This window comes from Sphingobium olei (assembly GCF_042678845.1).
Lineage (GTDB): Bacteria > Pseudomonadota > Alphaproteobacteria > Sphingomonadales > Sphingomonadaceae > Sphingobium > Sphingobium olei.
Genome location: NZ_JBHTLS010000128.1, coordinates 73,743 through 96,300 on the forward strand (window position 1 = coordinate 73,743; position 22,558 = coordinate 96,300).

At 64.5% G+C, this 22,558-nt stretch carries 22 protein-coding genes and 5 tRNA genes; 14 read left to right on the forward strand and 13 right to left on the reverse strand.

What is annotated here, in order from left to right:
* Window positions 1–5 precede the first annotated feature (5 nt).
* Window positions 6–81: transfer RNA gene (locus tag ACFQ24_RS13295), tRNA-Lys, on the forward strand.
* Between the two features lie 46 nt (window positions 82–127).
* Window positions 128–203, forward strand: a tRNA-Lys gene (locus ACFQ24_RS13300).
* A gap of 64 nt (window positions 204–267) precedes the next feature.
* Here ACFQ24_RS13300 and ACFQ24_RS13305 read toward each other — a convergent pair.
* Together ACFQ24_RS13305 and thiE are read right to left on the reverse strand one after the other, a co-directional pair.
* A complete protein-coding gene (locus tag ACFQ24_RS13305; protein ID WP_380911948.1) occupies window positions 268–1,539 on the reverse strand; it encodes an MFS transporter in 1,272 nt (423 codons plus the stop codon).
* Window positions 1,540–1,610: 71 nt separating this feature from the next.
* Window positions 1,611–2,303 carry a thiamine phosphate synthase gene (gene thiE / locus ACFQ24_RS13310; RefSeq protein WP_380911950.1) on the reverse strand — a complete coding sequence of 231 codons (693 nt, stop codon included), beginning with the start codon at window positions 2,301–2,303 and terminating at the stop codon, window positions 1,611–1,613.
* Between the two features lie 101 nt (window positions 2,304–2,404).
* Between thiE and ACFQ24_RS13315 the strand changes: the two genes are divergently transcribed.
* Window positions 2,405–2,791: a hypothetical protein gene (locus ACFQ24_RS13315; RefSeq protein WP_380911952.1), complete on the forward strand. Its 387-nt coding sequence runs from the start codon at window positions 2,405–2,407 to the stop codon at window positions 2,789–2,791.
* Between the two features lie 33 nt (window positions 2,792–2,824).
* Here ACFQ24_RS13315 and ACFQ24_RS13320 read toward each other — a convergent pair whose 3' ends face one another.
* The 4 genes from ACFQ24_RS13320 to tkt form a co-directional block, all read right to left on the reverse strand.
* Entirely contained in the window at window positions 2,825–3,730 is a 906-nt protein-coding gene (locus ACFQ24_RS13320) for a fructose bisphosphate aldolase (protein WP_380911954.1), read from the reverse strand.
* 106 nt (window positions 3,731–3,836) lie between these two features.
* Window positions 3,837–5,039 (reverse strand): phosphoglycerate kinase, encoded by a 1,203-nt coding sequence (locus ACFQ24_RS13325; protein WP_380911956.1) that lies wholly within the window; start codon window positions 5,037–5,039, stop codon window positions 3,837–3,839.
* A 77-nt stretch (window positions 5,040–5,116) separates the two neighbouring features.
* Window positions 5,117–6,127, reverse strand: a complete 1,011-nt coding sequence (gap, locus tag ACFQ24_RS13330) for a type I glyceraldehyde-3-phosphate dehydrogenase (protein ID WP_380911958.1) — start codon at window positions 6,125–6,127, stop codon at window positions 5,117–5,119.
* Between the two features lie 30 nt (window positions 6,128–6,157).
* Window positions 6,158–8,125 (reverse strand): transketolase, encoded by a 1,968-nt coding sequence (gene tkt / locus ACFQ24_RS13335; protein WP_380911960.1) that lies wholly within the window; start codon window positions 8,123–8,125, stop codon window positions 6,158–6,160.
* 189 nt (window positions 8,126–8,314) lie between these two features.
* On the opposite strand from tkt, the gene ACFQ24_RS13340 reads away from it, so the two are divergent.
* The 4 genes from ACFQ24_RS13340 (at window position 8,315) to ACFQ24_RS13355 (ending at window position 9,856) form a co-directional block, all read left to right on the forward strand.
* Window positions 8,315–8,509 (forward strand): hypothetical protein, encoded by a 195-nt coding sequence (locus ACFQ24_RS13340; protein ID WP_380911962.1) that lies wholly within the window; start codon window positions 8,315–8,317, stop codon window positions 8,507–8,509.
* Entirely contained in the window at window positions 8,502–8,834 is a 333-nt protein-coding gene (locus tag ACFQ24_RS13345) for a cell division protein ZapA (RefSeq protein WP_380911964.1), read from the forward strand. Before ACFQ24_RS13340 ends, ACFQ24_RS13345 begins: the two co-directional genes overlap by 8 nt.
* Before the next feature lie 201 nt (window positions 8,835–9,035).
* Entirely contained in the window at window positions 9,036–9,623 is a 588-nt protein-coding gene (locus tag ACFQ24_RS13350) for a 5-formyltetrahydrofolate cyclo-ligase (RefSeq protein ID WP_380911966.1), read from the forward strand.
* Entirely contained in the window at window positions 9,620–9,856 is a 237-nt protein-coding gene (locus ACFQ24_RS13355; protein ID WP_380911967.1) for a DUF2842 domain-containing protein, read from the forward strand. Before ACFQ24_RS13350 ends, ACFQ24_RS13355 begins: the two co-directional genes overlap by 4 nt.
* Window positions 9,857–9,902: 46 nt before the next feature.
* Here the strand turns inward: ACFQ24_RS13355 and ACFQ24_RS13360 are convergent.
* From ACFQ24_RS13360 to ACFQ24_RS13370, 3 genes are all read right to left on the reverse strand, one after another.
* Window positions 9,903–9,979: transfer RNA gene (locus tag ACFQ24_RS13360), tRNA-Asp, on the reverse strand.
* A gap of 85 nt (window positions 9,980–10,064) precedes the next feature.
* Window positions 10,065–10,141, reverse strand: a tRNA-Asp gene (locus tag ACFQ24_RS13365).
* Window positions 10,142–10,183: 42 nt separating this feature from the next.
* Window positions 10,184–11,353 carry an AI-2E family transporter gene (locus ACFQ24_RS13370; RefSeq protein ID WP_380911969.1) on the reverse strand — a complete coding sequence of 390 codons (1,170 nt, stop codon included), beginning with the start codon at window positions 11,351–11,353 and terminating at the stop codon, window positions 10,184–10,186.
* 140 nt (window positions 11,354–11,493) lie between these two features.
* Here ACFQ24_RS13370 and ACFQ24_RS13375 point away from each other — a divergent pair, with 140 nt between their 5' ends.
* Window positions 11,494–11,964, forward strand: coding sequence for a hypothetical protein (locus ACFQ24_RS13375; RefSeq protein ID WP_380911971.1), 471 nt, complete (start codon window positions 11,494–11,496; stop codon window positions 11,962–11,964).
* 3 nt (window positions 11,965–11,967) lie between these two features.
* Here the strand turns inward: ACFQ24_RS13375 and ACFQ24_RS13380 are convergent, their stop codons facing one another.
* From ACFQ24_RS13380 to thyA, 4 genes are all read right to left on the reverse strand, one after another.
* The gene (locus tag ACFQ24_RS13380) at window positions 11,968–13,275 is read right to left on the reverse strand and encodes a dihydrolipoamide acetyltransferase family protein (protein ID WP_380911973.1); all 1,308 of its coding nucleotides are present in this window, start codon (window positions 13,273–13,275) and stop codon (window positions 11,968–11,970) included.
* Window positions 13,276–13,281: 6 nt separating this feature from the next.
* Window positions 13,282–14,286, reverse strand: a complete 1,005-nt coding sequence (locus tag ACFQ24_RS13385; protein ID WP_380912038.1) for an alpha-ketoacid dehydrogenase subunit beta — start codon at window positions 14,284–14,286, stop codon at window positions 13,282–13,284.
* Between the two features lie 211 nt (window positions 14,287–14,497).
* Window positions 14,498–15,793 (reverse strand): 3-methyl-2-oxobutanoate dehydrogenase (2-methylpropanoyl-transferring) subunit alpha, encoded by a 1,296-nt coding sequence (locus tag ACFQ24_RS13390; RefSeq protein WP_380911975.1) that lies wholly within the window; start codon window positions 15,791–15,793, stop codon window positions 14,498–14,500.
* A 129-nt stretch (window positions 15,794–15,922) separates the two neighbouring features.
* Window positions 15,923–16,861: a thymidylate synthase gene (thyA, locus tag ACFQ24_RS13395; RefSeq protein WP_380912040.1), complete on the reverse strand. Its 939-nt coding sequence runs from the start codon at window positions 16,859–16,861 to the stop codon at window positions 15,923–15,925.
* A gap of 166 nt (window positions 16,862–17,027) precedes the next feature.
* On the opposite strand from thyA, the gene ACFQ24_RS13400 reads away from it, so the two are divergent.
* From ACFQ24_RS13400 to ACFQ24_RS13425, 6 genes are all read left to right on the forward strand, one after another.
* The gene (locus tag ACFQ24_RS13400) at window positions 17,028–17,327 is read left to right on the forward strand and encodes a JAB domain-containing protein (protein ID WP_380911977.1); all 300 of its coding nucleotides are present in this window, start codon (window positions 17,028–17,030) and stop codon (window positions 17,325–17,327) included.
* Between the two features lie 108 nt (window positions 17,328–17,435).
* A tRNA-Pro gene (locus ACFQ24_RS13405) sits at window positions 17,436–17,512 on the forward strand.
* 303 nt (window positions 17,513–17,815) lie between these two features.
* The gene (locus tag ACFQ24_RS13410; RefSeq protein WP_380911979.1) at window positions 17,816–19,450 is read left to right on the forward strand and encodes a TldD/PmbA family protein; all 1,635 of its coding nucleotides are present in this window, start codon (window positions 17,816–17,818) and stop codon (window positions 19,448–19,450) included.
* 22 nt (window positions 19,451–19,472) lie between these two features.
* Entirely contained in the window at window positions 19,473–20,807 is a 1,335-nt protein-coding gene (locus ACFQ24_RS13415; RefSeq protein WP_380911980.1) for a TldD/PmbA family protein, read from the forward strand.
* A 16-nt stretch (window positions 20,808–20,823) separates the two neighbouring features.
* Window positions 20,824–21,519 carry a DUF4159 domain-containing protein gene (locus tag ACFQ24_RS13420; protein WP_380911981.1) on the forward strand — a complete coding sequence of 232 codons (696 nt, stop codon included), beginning with the start codon at window positions 20,824–20,826 and terminating at the stop codon, window positions 21,517–21,519.
* A gap of 42 nt (window positions 21,520–21,561) precedes the next feature.
* Complete coding sequence (locus ACFQ24_RS13425; protein WP_380911983.1) at window positions 21,562–22,551, forward strand: AAA family ATPase; 990 nt, start codon at window positions 21,562–21,564, stop codon at window positions 22,549–22,551.
* The last annotated feature ends 7 nt before the right edge of the window (window positions 22,552–22,558 follow it).

The window sequence follows — 22,558 nt, forward strand, 5'->3', positions numbered from 1 at the left end:
GCGACGGACGCATAGCTCAGTTGGTAGAGCAGCTGACTCTTAATCAGCGGGTCCTAGGTTCGAGCCCTAGTGCGTCCACCATCCTCTTGCATCGGGCCGGATGCGGATGGGACACCAACGGCCCAGTGGACGCATAGCTCAGTTGGTAGAGCAGCTGACTCTTAATCAGCGGGTCCTAGGTTCGAGCCCTAGTGCGTCCACCAAATTTCCGCAAACGGCCGATTATCGCCGAGATCGCCCGCCGCCTGACGCCTGGCATACAAATCGCTATCGCAGATCATGTCTGCGTGTCCGCGATGGGTCCGGCAGAGTGAGTAATACGGGCAGCACCGCGACCGCCACGATCGCGATCATGATGCCTGGCGCTTGGGGCATTCCGGTCCGAACCGTCAGCCATTGGGCGAGCCATGGCGTGAGCCCACCGAACAGGGCGGTCGCGCTCGTTGCGCCGAGGGCGAGGCCGCTCAGGCGCCCCTTGGCGGGAAGTTGCTCCGCCGTCGCTACTGCGCCGACCGCGCTAACGCCGCCTGCGAGTGCGGCGAGCAGGACGGCGCCGACGATGGCGCCTGCCGCGCCCGCATCAGGGAAGGCACGAAAAACCATCCATGGCACTATCGCCGCAACAGTCGCCAGCGCCACCAGCACCAGACGGCGACCCCAGCGATCGGCCAGGAGGCCGACCACCGGCGTCACCAGGATCACCGCAACCGCCGCGATCGTCGCCAGTTGCAGCGCCATGCCCTCTTCCATGCCCGTGGTGGCAGTCAGATAGACCGGCACATAGGTGATCCCCACATAATAGGTGATCGATCCCAACGCGGATATGGCAAAACCCCGCAACACGCCCGCCCGGTGCCGTGCCCAACTCTCCCCTATCGGATTGGCGAGCAACCTGCCTGCGTCGCGCTCGGCTTCGAAATCAGGCGATTCTCGCATGGCCGATCTGGCGAACAGGATGAGGGCGGCCAGCGCTGCGCCGAACAGGAAGGGAATGCGCCATCCCCAATCCTCCAGCGCCGGCGCGGGGATTAACGTCACCGTCAGGGCGGCGACGGCGGCAGCCAGCAACGCGCCAATCTCGCTGGTCGCGGCGGCGAGAGAGGTGATTAGCCCCCGCCGGTGGGGCGGAGAGCCTTCCAGCAGGTAAGCGACCACTCCGGTATATTCGCCTCCCACCGCAAAGCCCATGATGCAGCGTAGAAGCAGCAACGCGAACCCCGCTGCCGGGCCGACTTGCGCGGCGGTGGGCAAGAGCGCCGTCGCCGTCATCGCTGCGGTCATCAGCGCCATCGACCCGATCAACGTCGCCCGCCGTCCGTGCCTGTCGCCGAAATGCCCGAAGACGAGCGCGCCGAGGGGCCGCATCAGATACGCGACGGCAAACCCACCAAGCGTAACCAGCAATGCGTCGCGCCCGATAAAGAACAGCCGCGACAGCAGGGTCGCCAGATAGAGGAACAAGGTGAAATCATACCATTCCACCACCGTGGACAGCGCCGCCAGGACGAGCGAACGGCGGTCGAGGGACGATGGAGACATCAGGCAAGCCTAAAGGCGAGGCGGCAATTATCAAGCGATGTGCTCTGGCCCAAGCAGGCGCACGAACCTTATCAGGGCTTGGCCATCACTTTGGCGAAGGCCGCCACGCCTGCGCCTGGCCCGTCCGGATGGTTCCAGACTGCGCCGCTCACCGCCAGAAAGTCCGCGCCGGCAGCTACTAAGGGCGCGGCATTGTCCGCCGTGATGCCGCCGATCGCTACGCAGGGCAGTTCGAACAGGGTTGTCCACCAGCCGAGGATCGACGGATCCGGCCTATGGACCACGTCCTTGGTCGTCGTTGGATAGAAAGCGCCGAAGGCCACATAGTCGGCGCCTGCCTCCCCCGCTTCCATCGCCAGATGGCGGCTGTCGTGGCAAGTCACGCCGATCTGCACCTTGGGGCCGAGCAGCTTGCGCGCCTCGACCGGGTCGCCATCCCCCTGGCCCAGATGCACGCCGTCCGCGCCCAGGCGCTTCGCCAGCGCCGCGCTGTCATTGATGATGAACGCCACGTTCCGCTCGGCGCACAGCTTTTGCAGCGGTTCTGCCGCGCGAGCGACCGCCTCCTCGTCCACCCCTTTGAGGCGCAACTGGAACGCGGCAACATCGCCGCCGTCGAAGGCGGCGCGAAGCCGATCGGTGAAATCGGCGTCGGCCGAAGGCGGCGAAATCAGGTAAAGCTGGCAGGCGGGGCGAAAGCCCTGCTCGAACTGGTCGGCGAAATGCGGATCGAGCGCCAGTTCCTCGTCAGTGAAGTCGGTCATGCGCGGGCAGTAGAGCAAAGGCGATGGCTGCGAAAGTGTCAGCGCATCCGGCGGAAGCGCCAGTCACCGAAATTTTACCGGCCCCTGTCATAACGGGTCGCATGATCACAGTAACCACCCGCCCCGAACACAAGATGGTGGTAGCCCATATGTCGGGACTACTGACCGTCGATGAGATCCGCCAGTTCGAGCGGGACGAGCATGAAGCAATCCGCTCGATGGGCTGCCGATCGGGCGAATATCTGGTACTGATCGACACGGTAGGTAGCGTCATACAGACGCAGGACGTCGTCGCCGCCTTGCAGGATATCGTGCAGAATGGCCGCTTCAAGGCAAAGCGAACCGCCGTGGTGCGGCCCGGTCCGCTCGCCCGGATGCAGGCGCAACGCATATTGGCCCGGGACAACAGCCGGATCGTGAACACCGCCGAAGAGGGGCTGGCCTGGCTTCTGTCGCCGGACGAAGGCGGCGCCCCTCTGCAGACTTGAGCGACGGCGGCGCAGGGCCGCCGTCGATGCGCATCAGGCCGCGACGGGCTGCTTGGCGGTCGACGCGCCGTGGATCTCGTCGATCGCTTCGCCCAGCGACGCGTTGAACTCGTCGTCGCTCATCTGATAGCGCAGGTCGTTCAGCAGCGCGCGGCTGAAGCTCGCGATGATGCCGCGATTCTTCGCCAGTTCAGCGCACGCCTCGGTACGGGTAAACCCGCCGGAGAGCGCAACGACGCGCAGCACCTTGGGATGATCCACGAGCGGATCGAACAGCCCGGCCTTGGCGGGCAGCGACAGTTTCAGCATCACCTGCTCGCCTTCGGGCAGCGCGTCAAGATTCTTGAGGATCTCTTCGAGAAGGATCGCGTCGGCCTCGGCACGCTCGGGCGACTTGATGTTCACCTCAGGCTCGATGATCGGCATCAGCCCGCCGGCGAGCACCTGCCTGCCGACTTCGAACTGCTGCGCCACCACGGCGGCGATGCCTTCCCGGTTGGCAAGGTTGATGACCGAGCGTTCCTTGGTGCCGAACACACCCAGCCCCTTGGCGCGGGCGAGCAGCGTGTCGAGGCCGGGATTGGGCTTCATCAACTGCACGCCGTTGGCCTCATCTTCCAGACCCTTGTCGATCTTGATGAAGGGCACGACGCCCCGCTCGATCAGCGCCTGGGGCGTTGGCTTGCCGTCCACCGTGCCGTCCATCGTGCGTTCGAACAGGATCGCCCCCAGCACCTTGTCGCCGGTGAAGACGGGGGCGGTGATGATGCGGCTGCGCATGGCGTGGATGAGGCCGAACATCTCTTCCTCGCTGCTCCATGCGCCTTCCTCGATGCCATAGCCCTTCAAGGCCTTGGGCGTGGAGCCGCCGCTCTGGTCGAGCGCGGCGATGAAGCCGTTACCTTTGGCGATCTTGCTCTTCATATCCTGATCCAGCATCTGCACATACCTTCTTGATAAGGAAGGATACCGCCCCTTCGGCGACATCCGGTGGTCGACCTCCCCGCTGCCCTCTCCAAAAGGCGGCGGAGGCCCGGTTCGGGCGTCAGGCTTCTAGCGCCTTGACCCCCGGCAGTTCCTTGCCTTCCATCCATTCCAGGAAGGCGCCGCCAGCGGTGGACACGAAACTGAAGTCCGCAGCCACGCCGGCGTGGTTGAGTGCCGCAACGGTATCGCCGCCACCGGCCACCGACGTCAACTGTCCTTCTTTGGTCAGCGCTGCCGCGGTCTTGGCCAGCGCCACCGTGGCGGCGTCGAACGGCGCGATCTCGAACGCGCCCAGTGGGCCGTTCCACACGAGAGTGCGGCAATTCTTGAGCGCGTCGCCCAGCGCCTCGACAGCGGCGGGGCCGACATCCAGGATCATTTCGTCTTCCGCGACCTCATGCACGTTGCATGTCCGCACGGACGGGGGATTGGCGGCGAACTCCTTCGCGACGACCACGTCATAGGGCAAGTGGATCGTGCAGCCCGCCGCTTCCGCCTTGTCGAAGATCGCCTCGGCGGTCTCGCTAAGATCCTTTTCGCACAGCGACTTGCCCACATCCACCCCGCGCGCGTAGAGAAAGGTGTTGGCCATGCCGCCGCCGATGATCAGGTGATCGACCTTGGCGACGAGGTTGTTGAGTACGTCGAGCTTGGTCGAAACTTTCGCGCCTCCCACAACCGCAGCGACCGGCGTCACGGGCTGGCCCAGCGCCGCCTGCAGGGCGTCCAGTTCCTTTTCCATCGACCGGCCGGCAAAGGCGGGCAGCTTGTGCGCCAGCCCTTCCGTCGAGGCGTGCGCGCGATGCGCGGCGGAGAAGGCGTCGTTGACGTAGAGGTCGCCGATCGCCGCCATCGCCTCTACCAAGGCCGGGTCGTTCTTTTCCTCGCCGGCATGGAAACGGGTATTTTCCAGGATGGCGATGTCGCCGCCGCGCATCACCTTGATGCCGTCCACCGCCGCTTCGCCCTGGCAGTCGGGGATGAACTGCACTTCTCGGCCCAGCACGGCTGACAAGGGCCGGGTGATCTTCGACAGTGAATATTCCGGGTTCTTCTGCCCCTTGGGCCGGCCGAAATGCGCCAGGATCAGCACCTTCGCGCCGCGGTCGGCCAGTTCCAGCACGGTCGGCATCGCCGCGCGCAAGCGGGTGTCGTCGCTGACCGATCCGTCCTGCATCGGCACATTCAGATCTTCGCGCACCAGCACGACCTTGCCGGCGATGTCGCCCATGTCATCGATTGTCTTGAACGGCTTGGCCATACGTCTTCCCCTGTATGTCTACTATGTCCGGGCGGCAAGAAAATCCCCGCCGGGTGGCCGGCGGGGAAATCGGGCTTTTACAGGAACTTCGCCATGACACCTGTGGTGTCGATCATGCGGTTCGAGAAGCCCCATTCATTGTCGTACCAGCTCAGCACGCGGACCAGCGTGCCGTCGATCACGGCGGTTTCAAGGCTGTCGACGGTCGAGCTGCGCGCGTCGCCATTATAGTCGATCGACACCAAAGGCTCGTCCGAATAGCCGAGCACGCCCTTGAGCGGACCCGCTTCCGACGCAGCCTTGAGCAGGCCGTTCACTTCGTCCTTGGTCGTCGCCTTCTTGGCGATGAATTTGAGGTCCACGACCGACACGTTCGGCGTCGGAACGCGCACTGACGACCCGTCCAGCTTGCCCTTGAGTTCGGGCAGAACCTCACCGACCGCGCGGGCAGCGCCGGTGGTGGTGGGAATCATCGACAGGGCGGCAGCGCGGGCGCGGCGCATGTCCTTGTGCAGCTGGTCCAGCGTGTTCTGGTCGTTGGTGTAGCTGTGGATCGTGGTCATGAAGCCCTTTTCGATGCCAAGGGCATCATGGAGGACTTTCGCCAGCGGGGCGAGGCAGTTGGTGGTGCAGCTCGCGTTCGAGATCACGATGTCGTCGGCGGTCAGGCTGTCATGGTTGACGCCGAACACCACGGTCTTGTCTACGCCGGTCGCGGGCGCCGAGATGACGACGCGCTTGGCGCCAGCGGTCAGGTGCGCGCTCGCCTTCCCCTTGTCCGCGAAGATGCCGGTGCATTCCAGCGCGATGTCCACGCCCTGCGCCGCATGGGGCAAGTTCGCGGGGTCACGCTCGGCCGTGACGGCGATGCGCTTGCCGTCGATCACCAGCGCGTCTCCATCCACGCTGACTTCTCCGGGCCAGTTGCCATGCACGGAGTCGCGCTTGAAGAGCAGCGCGTTGGACTTGGCGTCGCCCAGATCGTTGATGCTGACCAGTTCCAGGTCATGATCGGTGCGAGAGAGGATGGCGCGCGCCACCAGGCGGCCGATGCGTCCGAAACCGTTGATTGCTACCTTCGTTGCCACTGCACTAGCCTCCTAGGTGTTGATGATCGGTCAGTTGTTGAGGGCGGCCGCGATCTGCGGCGCGATTTTCGCGGCGGTCAGGCCGAAATGGTCGTACAGGGCCTCGGCCGGGGCCGATGCGCCAAAGCTGTCGATGCCGAACCGCAGGCCGGCGATGCCGGTGTAGCGCTCCCAGCCGAAAGTCGTCCCCGCCTCGATCGAGGCGCGCAGCACATGATGCGGCAGCAGATCGTCCTTATAGGCTTGCGGCTGCGCCTCGAAATGCGCCCAGCTCGGCATGGACACGACGTCTGCGCCGACGCCCTGCTCTTCCAGCAGCTTCGCGGTGGCGACGGCGATCTCCACCTCGGACCCGGTGGCGATCAGCACCACCTTGCGCTCGGCGGTCGCGGCGACGAGGCGATAGCCACCCTTCGCGCAGAGATTTTCCGACTTTTCCGTACGCAATTGAGGCAGGTTCTGGCGGGTGAGCGCCAGCACTGAAGGGCCGTTCGCGTCCTTGAGCGCCAGTTCCCAGCATTCCGCCGTCTCGACCACATCGGCGGGGCGATAGACGTCGAGGTTCGGGATCATGCGCAGCGACATGACATGCTCGATCGGCTGGTGGGTCGGGCCGTCCTCGCCCAGGCCGATGCTGTCATGGGTCAGCACATGGATGACGCGCTGCTGCTGAAGTGCGGCAAGGCGGATGCCCGCGCGCATATAATCCGAAAAGACAAGGAAGGTGCCGCCATAGGGGATGACACCGCCATGCAGGGCCATGCCGTTCATCGCGCAGGCCATGCCGAATTCGCGAATGCCATAATAGACATAGCGGCCGCTATAATCGTCGGCAGTAAGCGGGCCGGTCGATTTCGTCTTGGTGTTGTTGGAGCCGGTTAGGTCCGCCGAACCGCCCAGTGTTTCGGGCAGCAGGTCGTTGATCGCGCCCAGCGCCAGTTCGCTCGCCTTGCGGGTCGCGACCTTCTGCGGCGCGGCGATCAGACCGTCGATATAGGCGTCGAGCGAGAAATCAGCGGGCAGTTCGCCGGCCATACGGCGAGAGAATTCCGCGGCCTTCTCGTTGCTTGCCAGGCGGCCATCCCACGCAGCGCGAACATCCGCGCCTTTAGCGCCGATGCCCTTCCAGGCGGCGGCGACATCCTCAGGAATGACGAAAGGCTCGGCGCTCCAACCCAGATATTCGCGCGCGGCGGCGACTTCAGCCTCGCCCAGCGCGGAACCGTGGACGCCGGACGTGCCCGCCTTGTTGGGCGCGCCATAGCCGATCTTGGTGGCGCAGGCGATCAGGCTGGGCCGCGGATCGGCCAGCGCCTCATCGATAGCCCGACGCACGTCGGCGACGTCATGACCGTCGCACGACACGACATGCCAGCCGGTCGCTTCATAGCGAGCGCGCACATCTTCGCTGCTCGACAGATCGACCGCGCCGTCGATGGTGATCTTGTTGTCGTCCCACAGGACGATCAGTCGGCCGAGCTTCAGATGGCCGGCAAGGCCGATCGCCTCATGATTGATGCCTTCCATCAGGCAGCCGTCGCCGGCGACCACCCAGGTGCGGTGATCCACCAGGTCGTCGCCGAACTGGGCGTTGAGGTGGCGTTCCGCGATTGCCATGCCGACGGCCGTGGAAAGTCCCGATCCCAGCGGCCCGGTGGTCGCCTCGACGCCCGCCAGCTCGAAATTCTCCGGATGACCCGCGCAGGGGCTGTGCAGCTGACGGAAGTTGCGGATGTCGTCCATCGTCGGCCGCGCATAGCCGGTCAGGTGCAGCAGGCTGTAGATCAGCATCGATCCATGGCCGGCCGACAGGACGAAGCGGTCGCGGTCGGCCCATTTGGGCGCGGTCGGATCGAATTTCAAATAGTCGCCGAACAGCACCGTCGCCACGTCCGCCATTCCCATCGGCATCCCCGGATGGCCGCTGTTGGCAGCCTGCACCGCGTCCATGGACAGGGCGCGAATGGCGTTGGCGAGCGATTTTTCGGATACGGGCATCGGCGACAGTCGTCTTTCCTGATCAGGGATGGCGGCGCAACCCGCGCGAGCGGGACGAATCGAAGTCGCGCCTCCTTTGTCGCGTCAGGCCCGATGCGTCAACCGCGCGCCTGCCCCTTGCGTCCCAAAGCGGGGAAATCGCGGCAAAGAGCGCTTTTGCGCGGGACCGAGTTGGTCTATGCAAGGGCGATGGCAAGCGACCGCATGATGCAGGCGATCGGCACGCTGGAGCGTGCGGTGAGCCGGCTTGAACAGGATGTGATCCGCCTTCAGAAGGCGCCCTCCAATCCGCCCTCCAACGATATCGACCGCACGGCGGCGCGGGCCGCACTGCAATCGCTCGATGACCTCATCGACACGTTGAAGGCACGGACGCATGGCTGAGACCGAACTTCAGATCGCGGGCCGCCACTATCCGATCCGCTGCCGCGACGGAGAGGAGATGCACCTGGCCCAGCTCGCCGCGATGATCGAGCAAAAGGCGCGGCGCGCGCAGCAGGCGACGCCTGGCCTTACGGAAGTGCGTACGCTGCTGTTCGCGGCGCTTTTCCTGGCTGACGAACTGAACGATCTTCGTCGCGAAACGGCGGGTCGGCAGGCGCAACTGCCGCTCGACGGGGATGAGGATGATGCGCGCGCGATAGAGGCGCTGGCCGACCGGATAGAAAAGCTGCGGGAGCGCCTTGCCGATGGCGTCGCGGACGCCTAGATTGGCCCCTGACGGGCACTGCGCGGCACGAGCTTTAGCGAACATCCCTGAGGCGATAATCACATCCAAGGGGGCTGTCCCTGGGCGGGTTCCGGCCCGATCTACATGGTCCCCACCTGACGTTGAGGCGTCAGAGGATTTTCCAGCAAACGACCGAGGCGGTCCCGTCACCCTTCCCGCCTCCAGCCGCCCGGACACTCGATGACCGACCAGAGCATCATATCGGACAAGAACGCCCTGCGCGCGCTGGCGCGAGACAGGCGGCGCGCCTTCGTATCGACGCTCGATCCGCTGGCGCACCGGTTGGCGTTCAAGGCGGTGCCCTCTCCCCTCGCCCGGCAGATGGAGGGGGCGCGGATCGTCGCCCTCTATGTCGGGCTGGAAGACGAGGCGCCGGCCCAGCGACTCGCCGCGCAATTGCAGGCGATTGGCAAGGCGCTCGCCCTGCCGCGTGTGCTCGACCGGCTGGGGAGCATGGATTTCCTGCTCTGGCAACCGGACGCCCCGTTGCTGCCCGGACCTTTCCGCACCAGCCATCCCGATCCCGGCGACGGGCCGGTCACGCCCGATGTGATCTTTGCCCCGCTGGTCGCCTTCGATCGGGGGATGAACCGGCTGGGCCAGGGCGGCGGCTATTATGATCGCGCCTTCGCCCGCTATCCCGACGCGCTGCGCGTGGGCATCGCCTGGTCGGCGCAGGAACTGGAGACCGTGCCCGCCGATCCATGGGATCTGCCGCTCGACTCGATCCTGACCGAAGTCGAACTGATCGAAGGACCGGAGCTGTGAGCATCGACCCGCGCCATTATCACCAGCCAAGCTGGCGCAAACCGGCGGGCATGCTCACGATCGTCGTGCTGATCCTGCTCTGGGCGGTGATGGTGGGCAGCCTGTCGCCCTTCATCGGCGCGTTGCCGATGTGGATTCAGGTGCCGGTCTATGTGGTGCTGGGGATCGTCTGGATCTGGGTCTTGCCGCTCAAGCGACTGCTTGCCTGGATGGAAACGGGGCGCTGGCGCTAAGGGGCGGCATGACCGGGACATGATCACTTCCTTTCCATGAAGGAAGTGGCGCGAGTGACGGGGCTCGAACCCGCGACCTCCGGCGTGACAGGCCGGCACTCTAACCAACTGAGCTACACCCGCGCATGGGCGGCATCGCTTCGGGCTTTACAGCCGCTGGAGGATGCGTCTCCTTAAACCAACCAAACCCACCTTCCTTCAAGGAAAGTGGCGCGAGTGACGGGGCTCGAACCCGCGACCTCCGGCGTGACAGGCCGGCACTCTAACCAACTGAGCTACACCCGCGTTCGGTGTGGAAGCGCCGTCTATGAGCGTCGGACGGGGCTGTCAACCGTCCGTAACACCGCTTTCTTCTTTCTCGTCATTTTCTTTGCGCCGGGGCACAGTTAGCGTCCCCTGCTCGAACAGGAAACCGGCGATATCGGGCGTTCCCGCGGCCGCCACGACCGTCTGGATGATGATGAGCAGTGGCACGCCCAGCAGTGCGCCCGGCGTTCCCCACACCCATCCCCAGAAGGTCAGCGACACCAGAATCAGCAGCGGGTTCATCGTCAGCCGCCGGCCGAGCAGCATCGGCGTGATGACGTTCGCCTCGACCAGATGGAAACCCACCTGCAGGGCGGCGGGCATCAACGCCACATAGACATCGTCGAACACCATCAGCCCGCCCAGCGCCAGCAGCACAGCCGCCAGCATCGGCCCGAAATAGGGTACGAAGTTCAGCAAGGCGACGATACCGCCCCACATCAGGGGTGACGGCATGCCGATGATCCAGAGCGCGATGGCCACCGCCAGCCCGAGGCAACTGTTGATGACTGCGATGGTGATGACATAGGCCGATGTCGCGTCCACGACATTCTGGATCACGCGCGCAACGGCCATCGCCCCGTCGAAACTGCCCCGGCTGTTGATCGTGCGGCGGCGCAGGCGTGTCCATCCGGCAAGAAAGAAATAGATGATCAGCAGCGCGAACACCATCTGAATGATCGCGGCCGGCGCGGAGGTGGCGGCGAACTGGAGCAGCGATCGGGGTGCGTCGACGGCGGAGGCCTGCGCCGCCGCGACTGGCCCGCTGGCCAGCATCTGCACCGTTTCGTCGACGAAGCGCTGGAGGTTGGCATAGAAATCGATCACCGGCGCAAGATTAGCCTGAATCTGCGGCAGGCGTTGGGGCAGGATACGGAACCAGTCGGTCGCCGGCACCACGATCAGCACCAGCGCCGTGTTCGCGACCAGCAGGAAGCCGACCAGCGCCATAAGCGCCGCCAGCCCGGACGGTAGCCCGCGACGCTCCATCCATTCCAGCAGCGGCACCAGCGCGATGGCGATCACCAGCGCGGCCGTCAGCGGCAGGAAGAATTCCGCCCCGGCCCGCAAGGCGAAGGGAATGGCCAGGGCGAGGCCGATCCCCGACGTCAGGGCGATTGATGCCAGCAGCCGGTCGCGCCGGCGGTTTATCTCCTGCAGATCACTGCCGCTCGGCTGATTCCCGTTCATTCCGTCAGGTGTGCGACGCCCGCGCGGCAGCGTCAATTTCCAATGCTCTCGCGTTCGAGCCAGGAAGGAAAATGCCGCCTTAACCAATTATTCGTCACGCCCGAGCTATGGAACGGCAGGGTTATGAAACGGGGACAAGCATGAAGAAGGCGCTGCTGGCGCTGGCCGCACTGGGCGCGGCGGGAATGGCACGGGCGGAGACCGCGCCGGCCGCCATCCGGCTCGACACGCAGATGTTCGTAGAGAAGGTCACGACCGATATCAACGGCCGTGCGCGCAGGACATTGGCGATCGCCGCCCGCCCCGCTCCCGGCGACCGGGTGGTCATGGTGCTCAACTGGAGGAACGAGGGGATGCATCCCATCCGCAGCTTCGCCGTTAGCCGCGCCACCTTGCGCGGGGCCGCGCCCGACCTGAACGCGCCGGACCTGGAAATTTCCGTGGACGGCGGCGCACACTGGGATCGGTTCGACCACATCTGGCTACCCACCCCCCTTGGCGGCGTCCGCCGCGCGGTGGCGGAGGATGTGACGCATATCCGCTGGCTCCTGCCCGACCCGGCGCATCCGGGACAGACCGGGCGCTTCAGTTACCGCACGACGCTGCGTTAACCCTTAATTGACGAACAGGAAGGCCGGCGCTTCCAGCCGCTTCTTCACCGCCTGCACGAAGCTCGCCGCGTCCCAGCCATCCACCACGCGATGGTCGCAGCTGATCGACAGGTTCATCAGCTTCGCCGCGACGACTTCCTTGCCGCGAAACACGGGCCGCTCGACGACGCGGTTGGGGCCGATGATCGCGACTTCGGGCCGGTTGATGACCGGCGTGGTCGCAATGCCGCCAAGCGGCCCCAGCGACGTGAGGGTCAGCGTCGATCCCGACAATTCCTCCGACTTCGCCTTGCCGGTCCGCGCGGCCTCGGCCAGCCGACGGATTTCGCTCGCCAGCTGCCAGATGTTCCGGTCCTGCGCGTCGCGGATCACCGGAACCATCAGGCCCGCATCGGTCTGCGTCGCCAGCCCCAGATGCACCGATCCATGCCGCGTCACGACCCCAGCCTCATCATCATAGCGGGCGTTCAACATCGGAAATTCGGGCAGTGTCCTGCAGATTGCGACGATCAGCAGCGGCAGCATGGTGAGCTTTGGCCGCTCGCCGCGCTCGGCGTTCAATTGTTCGCGCAATTCCTCCAGCGCGGTGACGTCGATCTCCTCGACATAGGTGAAGTGCGGGATGTGCCGCTTGGACGCCGCCATATTCTCGGCGATGCGGCGGCGCATGCCGATGACCTTGACCGTCTCGTCGGCTCGCCGCGCGGAACGCCCGGCAGGGCCATATCCCTGCCCCGATCCGTAAAGCAGATAGGCGTCGAGATCGGCATGGCGGATGCGGTCGCCGCTGGGTTTCACCTGCGCCAGATCGATGCCCAACTCCTTCGCCCGCGCCCGCACGGCAGGCGAGGCGAGAACGGGGGCATCACTCTCATCCCCGTTCGGGCTGAGCCTGTCGAAGCCTGCTTCTTGTTCCTGAACCAGCGCAGCAGAAAAGGAAGGCCCTTCGACAGGCTCAGGGCGAACGGAGTTGGGGATGTTATCCTCGATCACCACCTCTCCCGGCGTTTCCGCTTCGATCGTCTCGTCACTCGGCGGCGGCGCGGCAGCGACCTCGCCCTGCCCCTCGACCTCGATCTCGATCTCGACCAGCATCGACCCGATCGGCACCTGATCGCCCGGCTCGCCGGCGAGGCGAACGACCGTACCCGCGACCGGGCTTTCCATCTCGACCGTTGCCTTGTCGGTCATCATGTCGGCGATCGGCTGGTCCTCTTCCACCCGGTCGCCCACCTTGACGTGCCAGCCGACGATCTCGGCCTCCGAAATGCCTTCGCCGATGTCCGGCAGCTTGAATGTGAACAGCGCCATGACGCCTTAATCCTTCATGATCTTGGTAATGGCTTCGCGGATGCGCACCGGGCCAGGGAAATAGGCCCATTCCAGGCTGTGCGGATAGGGCGTGTCGAAGCCGGTGACGCGCTCGATCGGCGCTTCGAGATGATAGAAGCAGCGTTCCTGCACCTGGGCGAGCAACTCAGCGCCGAACCCGCTCGTCCGTGTCGCCTCATGAACGATCAGGCAACGGCCGGTCTTCCGCACCGACGCCTCGATCGTCTCGATGTCCAGCGGGACGAGCGTGCGCAGGTCGATCACCTCCGCATCCACGCCCATGGCCGCGACGCTATTCTCGACCACATGCACCATCGTGCCGTAGCAAAGGACGGTCAGCGCCTCGCCGGCCCGCGCGATCCGCGCCTTGCCCAGCGGAACGCGAAAATGGCCGGTCGGCACTTGCGCTTGGGGATGCCCCGCCCAGCTCTTTGCCGGCGTGTCGTAATGGCCGTCGAACGGGCCGTTATAGATGCGCTTGGGTTCGAAGAAGATGACCGGATCGTTATCTTCGATCGCCGCGATCAGCAGCCCCTTGGCGTCATAGGGCGTGGACGGGATCACCGTCTTCACGCCCGACACATGGGTGAAGATGCCTTCGGGCGACTGGCTGTGCGTCTGCCCGCCGAAGATGCCGCCGCCGAAGGGAGACCGCACCGTCATCGGCGATATAAATTCACCGGCCGAGCGATAGCGCAGCCGCGCCGCTTCGCTCACCAGCTGATCCAGCGCGGGATAGATATAGTCGGCAAACTGGATTTCCGGCACCGGGCGCAGGCCGTAGGCTCCCATGCCCACCGCAACGCCGATGATTCCACATTCGGTGATCGGCGTGTCGAACACGCGGTTCTTGCCATATTTCTGCTGGAGTCCCGCAGTCGCGCGGAACACCCCGCCGAAATAGCCGACATCCTCCCCCATCACGACAACATCGGGGTCGCGGTCCATCATCACGTCCAGCGCGCTGTTGATCGCCTGGATCATGTTCATCTGGGTGGTTTCAGTCATGCTGCGATCCTCCCCTCGCCCCTCGGGGGAGAGGGTTGCGAAGACTTGGCGGCTTGCCGCCTAGTCGGAGCTGGGAGAGGGGGAATGGCGATACGTCGCGCGTAAACCGTCCCCTCACCAACCTCCGCTAGCCAGCAAGCTGGCAAGCTGCGATATCCTCTCCCCCGAGGGGAGAGGGCGAAAAGCGCACCTCTCAAAGCCCCGCCGCCTTCCATTCGTCCAGCATCTGCTGTTTCTGCTCCCGGAGGTGCCAGGGCATCTCCTCGAATACATCCTCGAACATCGATTCCATCGGATGGTGCAGGCCATGGCCCAATATGCCGTTCTTCTCCGCCTCGCGCGCGGCGTCGCGGACCAGTTCGGCCAGTTCCTTGTCCATCGCCGCGTGCCGGTCTTCGTCCCAGATGCCTAGTGCGATGCAATGCTGTTTCAGCCGGTTGATCGGATCGCCCAGCGGCCATTGGCTGCTCTCCTCGGCCGAGCGATAGGCGCTCGGATCGTCGGAGGTGCTGTGCCCTTCGACGCGATAGGTAAAATGCTCGATCAGCGTCGGCCCACCGTTGGCGCGCGCGCGGTCCGCCGCCCAGCGCGTCGCGGCATAGACCGCCAGCGCGTCGTTGCCGTCTACCCTGAGACCCGCGATTCCGTAACCGATCGCCCGCGCCGCGAAGGTCGTCGATTCGGCTCCCGCAAATCCTGAAAAACTGCTTATAGCCCATTGATTGTTCACGACATTCATGATCACCGGCGCGCGATAGACGCTGGCGAAGGTGCAGGCCGAATGAAAGTCGCCCTCCGCTGTCGATCCCTCTCCGCACCAGGTCGCGGCGATCCGCGTGTCGCCTTTCGCCGCGCTCGCCATCGCCCAGCCGACCGCCTGCGGATATTGGGTCGTGAGGTTGCCGGAAATGGAGAAGAAGCCTGCCTCCCGCGCCGAATACATGATCGGCAGCTGGCGGCCCTTCAGCCGGTCGCCCTTGTTGGAATAGATCTGATTCATCATGTCGACGAGCGGCCAGTCGCGCGCGATCAATATGCCCTGCTGGCGGTAGCTGGGGAAACACATGTCGTCGCGCGACAGGGCCAGCGCCGCGCCGATCGATACCGCCTCCTCGCCCGTAGACTTCATGTAGAAGCTGGTCTTGCCCTGGCGCTGGGCACGGAACATCCGCCCGTCAAACGCGCGGGTCAGCGCCATATAGCGCAGCATCCGCAGCAGCGTTTCGGGCGGCAGCTTGGGATTCCAGGGTCCGACCGCCTGCCCTTCCTCATTCAGCACACGCACCAAGCCGTAGGCCAGGTCGCGCATGTCGGCAGGCTGCGCCGCTTCGTCAGGGCGCGCCTGAGCGCCCGCAGGCGGTATGTCGAAATGCGTGAAGTCGGCGCTTTCGCCGGGGCGCGCGGGCGGCTCCGGCACATGCAGTCGCAAGGGCGGCAGGTTGCGGCCCGCCTCGTCTCCCGCGCTTTCGAACCCAGTGGGGTCGCTCATCCTGGCTCCTATGGTGCATTGCAATAATATTGCTTGAAGCGGATATTATATTTCAACGCTGTCGGAGGCAAGCCCGTTCCCGCTTATTGCGAATTGGCTGTCTATTTTGTTGTCGCTTTTACTGTCGCATCATACCGCGACAGGCGCGGAAATATGCGCCTGGGGGGCATAATCCACCACCTCGAAATCCTCGATCCGATAATCGAAAATGCTCGAAGGCCGCCGATTGATCCGGAGCTTTGGCGCGCCGGCCGGCACGCGCCCGATCTGCTCCTCCACCAACTCGGCATGGTTCAGATAGAGGTGAACGTCACCCCCCTGCCAGACGACCTCGCCCGGCTCCAGGTCGGTTTGCTGCGCCAGCATCCGGGTCAGCATCGAAAGGCCAAAGATGTTGAAGGCGAAGCCCAGCCCCAGGTCGCAGCTGCGCTGGAACAGCAGGCCGTTGAGCTTTCCATTCGCGACCTGGAACTGATAGGTCATATGACAGGGCGGCAGCGCCATGTTCGGCACTTCCGCGACATTCCAGCCTGTGAACAGCAGCCGCCGCGATCCCGGAGTCGCGCGGATGGCATCGACCAGCTCGGCGATCTGGTTCCGCCCTTGGTCGGCCCGTCGATACAGCCCCTCTCCCGCCGGCTCATAGATCGGCCAGTTCACCCATTGCGCGCCATAGACCGGACCAAGATCGCCCCAGCGCGCGGCGAAATCCGCATCTTCAATAATCCGCGCCTCAAACGCGTCCCGGTCGATTACCTCGCCCGTTGCCCGGCGATAGGCGTCGAGCGGCCAGTCGGTCCAGATATGGACCCCCTGCCGCACCAATTTCCGGATATTGGTGTCGCCGGTCAGAAACCACAGCATCTCGCGGGCCGCGACCTTCCAATAGACCCGCTTGGTCGTCAGCAGCGGCACAGCCCCGTCGGCCATCGAAAAGCGCATCGTCGCGCCCAGGATCGATCGAGTTCCTACGCCCGTACGGTCGATCCGCTCGTCGCCATGCCGCCAGATATGCCGCATCAGGTTGAGATATTGCTGCTCATAATGTGGCGTTTGCGCGGAAAGCATGTCGGTCAAGGCGGATCCTGCGGCTGCGAGTCTGTCGCCGATATCTAGCCCAGCCGAGTCGGTTCGGCCAAGCTTGCTTCATTGTGGGGGCATCTCTGCAGCGGCCTCGCCGATATGGACAGGATCGCTGTGGCGGACTGCGCCGGCGCCCTCCCACTATCCCGCCATGTCGGCGTCTTCTCTCCTGGCTATCGCGACGTTGGACGCGGAGTGGCGGGTACGAACCCTGCTGCCGCTTGCCATGGGCTGGTCCGATATAGTGAGCCGATTGGTGCATGACGAAGGCAGCTGGGTGGCGCTGATCCAGCAGCGGCCAGGACGCGGAACGCCGACGCCCTTGCCCAACGACATCCTCTTCACCCGCGCGCTGCTGCGCAGCCTCCGTCCGCTCGACATCCGGCTGGCCGACCATGTCATCGCAAGCGGGAAGGAACGGTTCAGCTTTAGGGAAGCAGGCCTATTGTGACCGATGCGTCAAAAAAGTGCATATTGCCCGCTTGCCAGTGCGTAACGCCGTCTCTATAGGCGCACTCCTGCCTTACGGGGCCGCCCCAAAAAGCGGTTTCGGCACGGTCGGGGAATAGCTCAGCCTGGTAGAGCACTGTCTTCGGGAGGCAGGGGCCGGAGGTTCGAATCCTCTTTCCCCGACCAATTTCTTATTCAAATCGCGGCCTTTGTGAAGCGGGACGACATTGTCGCTCCGCCATTTTCGTGCGCCCGTGCCGGCCGGACATTGGCGAGACATTTTCGACAGATGACATTTGTCGAAAGAGCGGGAACCGCTTTTGCGCAAACGTAAAAGTTGTTTGACCGCGCCCTGCCGCGCGGCAATGATCGCGCCCATCAACCGGGTCGGCGCTCAGCCGCACCGCAATAAGCCGAAGCGGCCGTCCGGCCATGGCTTCGACATCATCGACCCGCTTCGCGCGGGCTTGCTCAGGCAGGAGACCACCCTTGCATAGACGCGATTTTCTGGCCCTTGGCGCTGCGGGCGTGGGAGGATTCGTCCTCCCTTCGATGTTCGGGCGCGTCATCGCCGCGGAAGAATTGAGCAGCGCCATCGACGGCGCGCTGAAGAAGAGCCTGGCCGACGCCGCGCTCAACAGCGCGAAGGGTGCGGGGGCGACCTACTGCGACGTCCGGGTCGGCCGCTACCTGCGCCAGTTCGTCATCACGCGCGAACGCAATGTGGAAAACATCGTCAACGCCGAATCGACCGGCGTCGGCATCCGGGTCATCGCGGACGGCGCATGGGGCTTTGCCGCCACCAACGAGCTGACCAAGGAAGCGGTGGCCAAGGCCGCAGCCCAGGCCGTCGCCATCGCGAAGGCGAACGCCCCCGGCCAGAGCGCCCCGGTGCAGCTCGCCCCTACCCCCGGCGTTGGCGAGGTCAGCTGGCGCACCCCGCTCGTCAAGAACAGCATGACGGTGCCGATCAAGGACAAGGTCGACCTGCTGATGGGCGTGAACGCCGCCGCCATGGACGCGGGGGCGAGCTTCATCCGCTCCATCCTGTTCCTGGTGAACGAGCAGAAATATTTCGCCAGCACCGACGGCAGCTACATCGACCAGGACGTGCACCGCATCTGGGCCCCGATGGAAGTCACCGCCGTCGACAAGGCGAGCGGCAAGTTCCGCGTGCGCGAAGGCCTCTCCGCGCCAATGGGCATGGGCTTTGAATATCTGGACGGCGCGGCCAGCGGCAAGACCGTGCTGCCCAATGGCGTCACCGTCTACGGCAACAGCTACGACATGAAGGAAGATGCGATCGCCGCCGCCAAACAGGCGCAGGCAAAGATCAAGGCCACCTCCGTCAAGCCGGGCAAGTACGACCTCGTGCTCGACCCGTCGCACACCTGGCTCACCATCCACGAGTCGGTTGGCCACCCGCTCGAACTGGACCGCGTGCTAGGCTACGAAGCCAATTATGCCGGCACCAGTTTTGCCACGATGGACAAGCTGCAGACCCATTTCCAATATGGCAGCGACAAGGTGAACATCGTCGCCGACAAGACGCAGCAGGGCAGCCTGGGTGCGGTCGCCTATGACGATGAAGGCGTAAAGACCAAGAAGTGGGATCTGATCCGCGACGGCAAGCTGGTCGGCTATCAGGCGATCCGCGACCAGGCCCATATCGAAGGCAAGAAGGCATCGGACGGCTGCTGCTACGCCGACAGCTGGTCCAACGTGCAGTTCCAGCGCATGGCGAATGTCAGCCTGGAACCCGGCAAGCAGAAGATGAGCGTTGCCGACATGATCGCCAATGTCGAGGACGGCATCTACATCATCGGTGACGGCAGCTTCTCGATCGACCAGCAGCGCTATAACGCCCAGTTCGGCGGCCAGCTCTTCTACGAGATCAAGAACGGCAAGATCACCCAGCAGATCGAGGATGTCGCCTACCAGATCCGCACGCCGGAATTCTGGAACGCCTGCGCCGGTGTCTGCGACGCCAGCGACTATCGCCTGGGCGGTTCCTTCTTCGACGGCAAGGGCCAGCCCGCGCAGGTTTCCGCCGTGTCGCACGGGTCGTCGACGGCGCGCTTCAACGGCATCAACGTCATCAACACCGCCCGCACGCTCGGCTGATACGCGTTAGGAGATAGAAAATATGAGCATCCTTCCCGAAGCGCAGGCCAAGGCGATTTTGACCAAGGTCGTGGGCTTTTCCAAGGCGGACGAATGCACTGCCCAGCTGACCGGCAGCACGCGTGGCAACGTCCGCTTCGCGCGCAACGACGTGTCGACCGCCGGCCTGACCGACGACATCCAGCTTCAGGTGCAGGTGGCGTTCGGCAAGCGTGTCGGCATCGCCACCATCAACCAGTTCGATGACGCCGCGCTCGAACGCGCGGTCCGCCGCGCGGAGGAGCTGGCGAAGCTGGCGCCGGAAAATCCGGAATTCATGCCCGCGGTGCCCAAGCAGAGCTACATGAAGACCGACACGTTCAGCGCGTCGACGGCCGGCATCACGCCCGCCTATCGCGCCAAGGTCGCGTCCGATTCGATCGCACCCTGCCGCGCGGAAAAGCTGGTCGCGGCCGGCTATCTCGAGGATCAGGCCGGCTTCGTCGCCTTCCTCAACAGCAAGGGTAATTACGGGTATCAGACATCGACCAGCTCCGACTATACCTGCACCGTCCGAACCGAGGACGGGCGCGGGTCGGGCTGGGTCGGCCATAATGTGCAGGACGTCGCGCAGTTCAACGCGGGCGAGGACATCCGCATCGCCATGCGCAAGGCCAGCGCTTCAGCCGGCGCGCAAGCGCTGGAGCCGGGCAAATATACCGTGATCCTGGAACCGGCCGCAGCCGCCGGTCTCATCACGTTCATGATGTATTTCTTCGACGCCCGATCGGCCGACGAAGGGCGCAGCTTCCTGTCCAAGAAAGGCGGCGGCAACAAGCTGGGCGAGCAGGTCTATGGACCGCAGGTCAACATGTTCACCGACCCCGCCTATCCCGGCGCGGCGGTCTATCCCTGGGACGAGGAAGGCCTGCCCCGCAAGAAGATGCCGATCATCCAGAACGGCAAGCTGATGACGATGAACTACAGCCGCTACTGGGCGCAGAAGCAGGGCAAGCCCGAACAGGCGCAGTTCGGCAACATCATCATGGAAGGCGGCACGAAATCCACCGCGGACCTAATCCGCTCGACCGAACGCGGCATATTGGTATCGCGCACCTGGTACATCCGCATGGTCGATCCGCAGACGGTGCTGCTGACTGGCCTGACCCGCGACGGCACCTTCTATATCGAGAACGGGCAGCTGAAATATCCGATCAAGAATTTCCGCTTCAACGAAAGCCCGGTCATCATGCTCAACAATGTCGAGGAATTCGGCAAGCCGGTGCGGGTGAAGAGTGACGAGGGCGACACGGCAATGGTCGTCCCGCCCATGAAGCTGCGCGATTTCACCTTCACCTCGCTTTCCGACGCGGTGTGAGGCCGATCGCGACAGAATGACACGGGGCGAATTTCTTCGGCTGATGGCGGGTGGTCTGGCGGGCGCGATGCTCCCCCGGCCACTCTCCGCAGCCGAAGGCTACGACTTCCGGTTTACGCGCCTGCGCTATGACTCGGGCGACTGGGACGTCGATCAGCGCGCGCCGTCCAACATCATCACCTCGCTGATCGACTACACCACGCTGCGGGTCGATCCGAAGGAGCATGTCGTCCCCCTGTCAGACCCGAAAATGTTGACCGCTCCCTTCTGCTACATGGCGGGGCATAAGCTCGTGGAGTTTTCCCCGGCCGAGCGGCGCAACTTCGAACGCTATGTGCGAAACGGCGGGTTCGTCATGGTGGACGATTGTAACCATGACATCGACGGCCTGTTCGCCCGATCCTTCGAGGCGCAGATGGCGAAGATATTCGGCCCCAGGGCGCTGAAGGAACTGCCCAAGACCCACGGCATCTATCGCAGCTTCTTCAAATTCGACGGGCCGCCCAACACCGCGCTGGAACTGAACGGCTGGGGCGACGATCTCGTCCACGAATATCTCAAGGGGATAGAGGTGAACGGACGGCTGGGCGTGCTCTACAGCAACAAGGATTATGGCTGCGAGTGGGATTATGACTGGCGCAACAAGCGCTTCCTGGCCGAGGACAATACGAAGTTCGCGGTCAATATCGTGATGTATGCGCTGTCGGTCTGACGGCGTTCCCATCTCCGCATTCGCCCAGCAAGGGACCAGCACATGACCGATCTTACCGAAGCCGACATCCAGAGCCGCCTTGCGCGCCTTGGCGACCTGAAAGCCGCGATCGGACAGGCGATCGTCGGACAGGCCGATGTGGTCGAGCAACTGTTGATCGGACTGCTGGCCGGCGGCCATTGCCTGCTGGAAGGCGTGCCGGGCCTTGGCAAGACGTTGCTGGTCCGATCGCTTGGCGAGGCGCTGAAGCTCGATTTCCATCGCGTCCAGTTCACCCCCGACCTGATGCCCAGCGACATATTGGGCACCGAATTGCTGGAGGAGGATCATGGCACCGGCCACCGCAGCTTCCGGTTCCAGCAAGGCCCGGTCTTCACCAACCTGCTGCTGGCCGACGAACTCAACCGCACCCCGCCCAAGACGCAGGCCGCGCTGCTCGAAGCCATGCAGGAAAAGACGGTCAGCTATGGCGGCGTGACCCATCGCCTGCCCGCGCCTTTCTTCGTGCTGGCGACGCAGAACCCGCTGGAGCAGGCAGGCACCTACCCGCTGCCCGAAGCGCAGCTCGACCGATTCCTTCTGCACGTCCGCGTCGATTACCCGACCGAGGAAGAGGAGCGCGCGATCCTGGGGCAGACGACCGGCGCCAGCGCGGGCGCCGTTCCCGCCGTGATGGGCGGGGAGGAAGTGCTGGCGCTGCAAAAACTGGTCCGCGACGTGCATCTGAGCGACGATCTGCTTGCCTGGGTCACGCGCATCGTGCGGGCCAGCCGGCCGGGCGACGGCGCGCCGGACGACATCCGCAAATATGTGAAATGGGGCGCGGGGCCGCGCGCGGGACAGGCGCTGATCCTCTGTGCCAAGGCGCGCGCTCTGCTGCACGGCCGTCTTGCCGCCACCCGCGAAGACATAGCCGCGCTCGCCGCCCCTGTCATGCGGCACCGCCTGCTGCTGTCCTTTGCCGCCGAAGCGGAGGGCCGCAGTGCGGACGACGTCGTTGCGGCCCTGGTCTGCGCGGTTCCGCTGGCCTGATCGCGGC

Excerpts from the sequence above, each read along its gene's own strand:
- ACFQ24_RS13305 (WP_380911948.1), bottom strand. The coding sequence starts at position 1,539 with ATGTCTCCATCGTCCCTCGACCGCCGTTCGCTCGTCCTGGCGGCGCTG.
- thiE (WP_380911950.1), bottom strand. The coding sequence starts at position 2,303 with ATGACCGACTTCACTGACGAGGAACTGGCGCTCGATCCGCATTTCGCC.
- ACFQ24_RS13315 (WP_380911952.1), top strand. The coding sequence starts at position 2,405 with ATGATCACAGTAACCACCCGCCCCGAACACAAGATGGTGGTAGCCCAT.
- ACFQ24_RS13320 (WP_380911954.1), bottom strand. The coding sequence starts at position 3,730 with ATGCTGGATCAGGATATGAAGAGCAAGATCGCCAAAGGTAACGGCTTC.
- ACFQ24_RS13325 (WP_380911956.1), bottom strand. The coding sequence starts at position 5,039 with ATGGCCAAGCCGTTCAAGACAATCGATGACATGGGCGACATCGCCGGC.
- tkt (WP_380911960.1), bottom strand. The coding sequence starts at position 8,125 with ATGCCCGTATCCGAAAAATCGCTCGCCAACGCCATTCGCGCCCTGTCC.
- ACFQ24_RS13340 (WP_380911962.1), top strand. The coding sequence starts at position 8,315 with ATGGCAAGCGACCGCATGATGCAGGCGATCGGCACGCTGGAGCGTGCG.
- ACFQ24_RS13345 (WP_380911964.1), top strand. The coding sequence starts at position 8,502 with ATGGCTGAGACCGAACTTCAGATCGCGGGCCGCCACTATCCGATCCGC.
- ACFQ24_RS13350 (WP_380911966.1), top strand. The coding sequence starts at position 9,036 with ATGACCGACCAGAGCATCATATCGGACAAGAACGCCCTGCGCGCGCTG.
- ACFQ24_RS13370 (WP_380911969.1), bottom strand. The coding sequence starts at position 11,353 with ATGAACGGGAATCAGCCGAGCGGCAGTGATCTGCAGGAGATAAACCGC.
- ACFQ24_RS13375 (WP_380911971.1), top strand. The coding sequence starts at position 11,494 with ATGAAGAAGGCGCTGCTGGCGCTGGCCGCACTGGGCGCGGCGGGAATG.
- ACFQ24_RS13380 (WP_380911973.1), bottom strand. The coding sequence starts at position 13,275 with ATGGCGCTGTTCACATTCAAGCTGCCGGACATCGGCGAAGGCATTTCG.
- ACFQ24_RS13385 (WP_380912038.1), bottom strand. The coding sequence starts at position 14,286 with ATGAACATGATCCAGGCGATCAACAGCGCGCTGGACGTGATGATGGAC.
- ACFQ24_RS13390 (WP_380911975.1), bottom strand. The coding sequence starts at position 15,793 with ATGAGCGACCCCACTGGGTTCGAAAGCGCGGGAGACGAGGCGGGCCGC.
- thyA (WP_380912040.1), bottom strand. The coding sequence starts at position 16,861 with ATGCTTTCCGCGCAAACGCCACATTATGAGCAGCAATATCTCAACCTG.
- ACFQ24_RS13400 (WP_380911977.1), top strand. The coding sequence starts at position 17,028 with ATGTCGGCGTCTTCTCTCCTGGCTATCGCGACGTTGGACGCGGAGTGG.
- ACFQ24_RS13415 (WP_380911980.1), top strand. The coding sequence starts at position 19,473 with ATGAGCATCCTTCCCGAAGCGCAGGCCAAGGCGATTTTGACCAAGGTC.
- ACFQ24_RS13420 (WP_380911981.1), top strand. The coding sequence starts at position 20,824 with ATGACACGGGGCGAATTTCTTCGGCTGATGGCGGGTGGTCTGGCGGGC.
- ACFQ24_RS13425 (WP_380911983.1), top strand. The coding sequence starts at position 21,562 with ATGACCGATCTTACCGAAGCCGACATCCAGAGCCGCCTTGCGCGCCTT.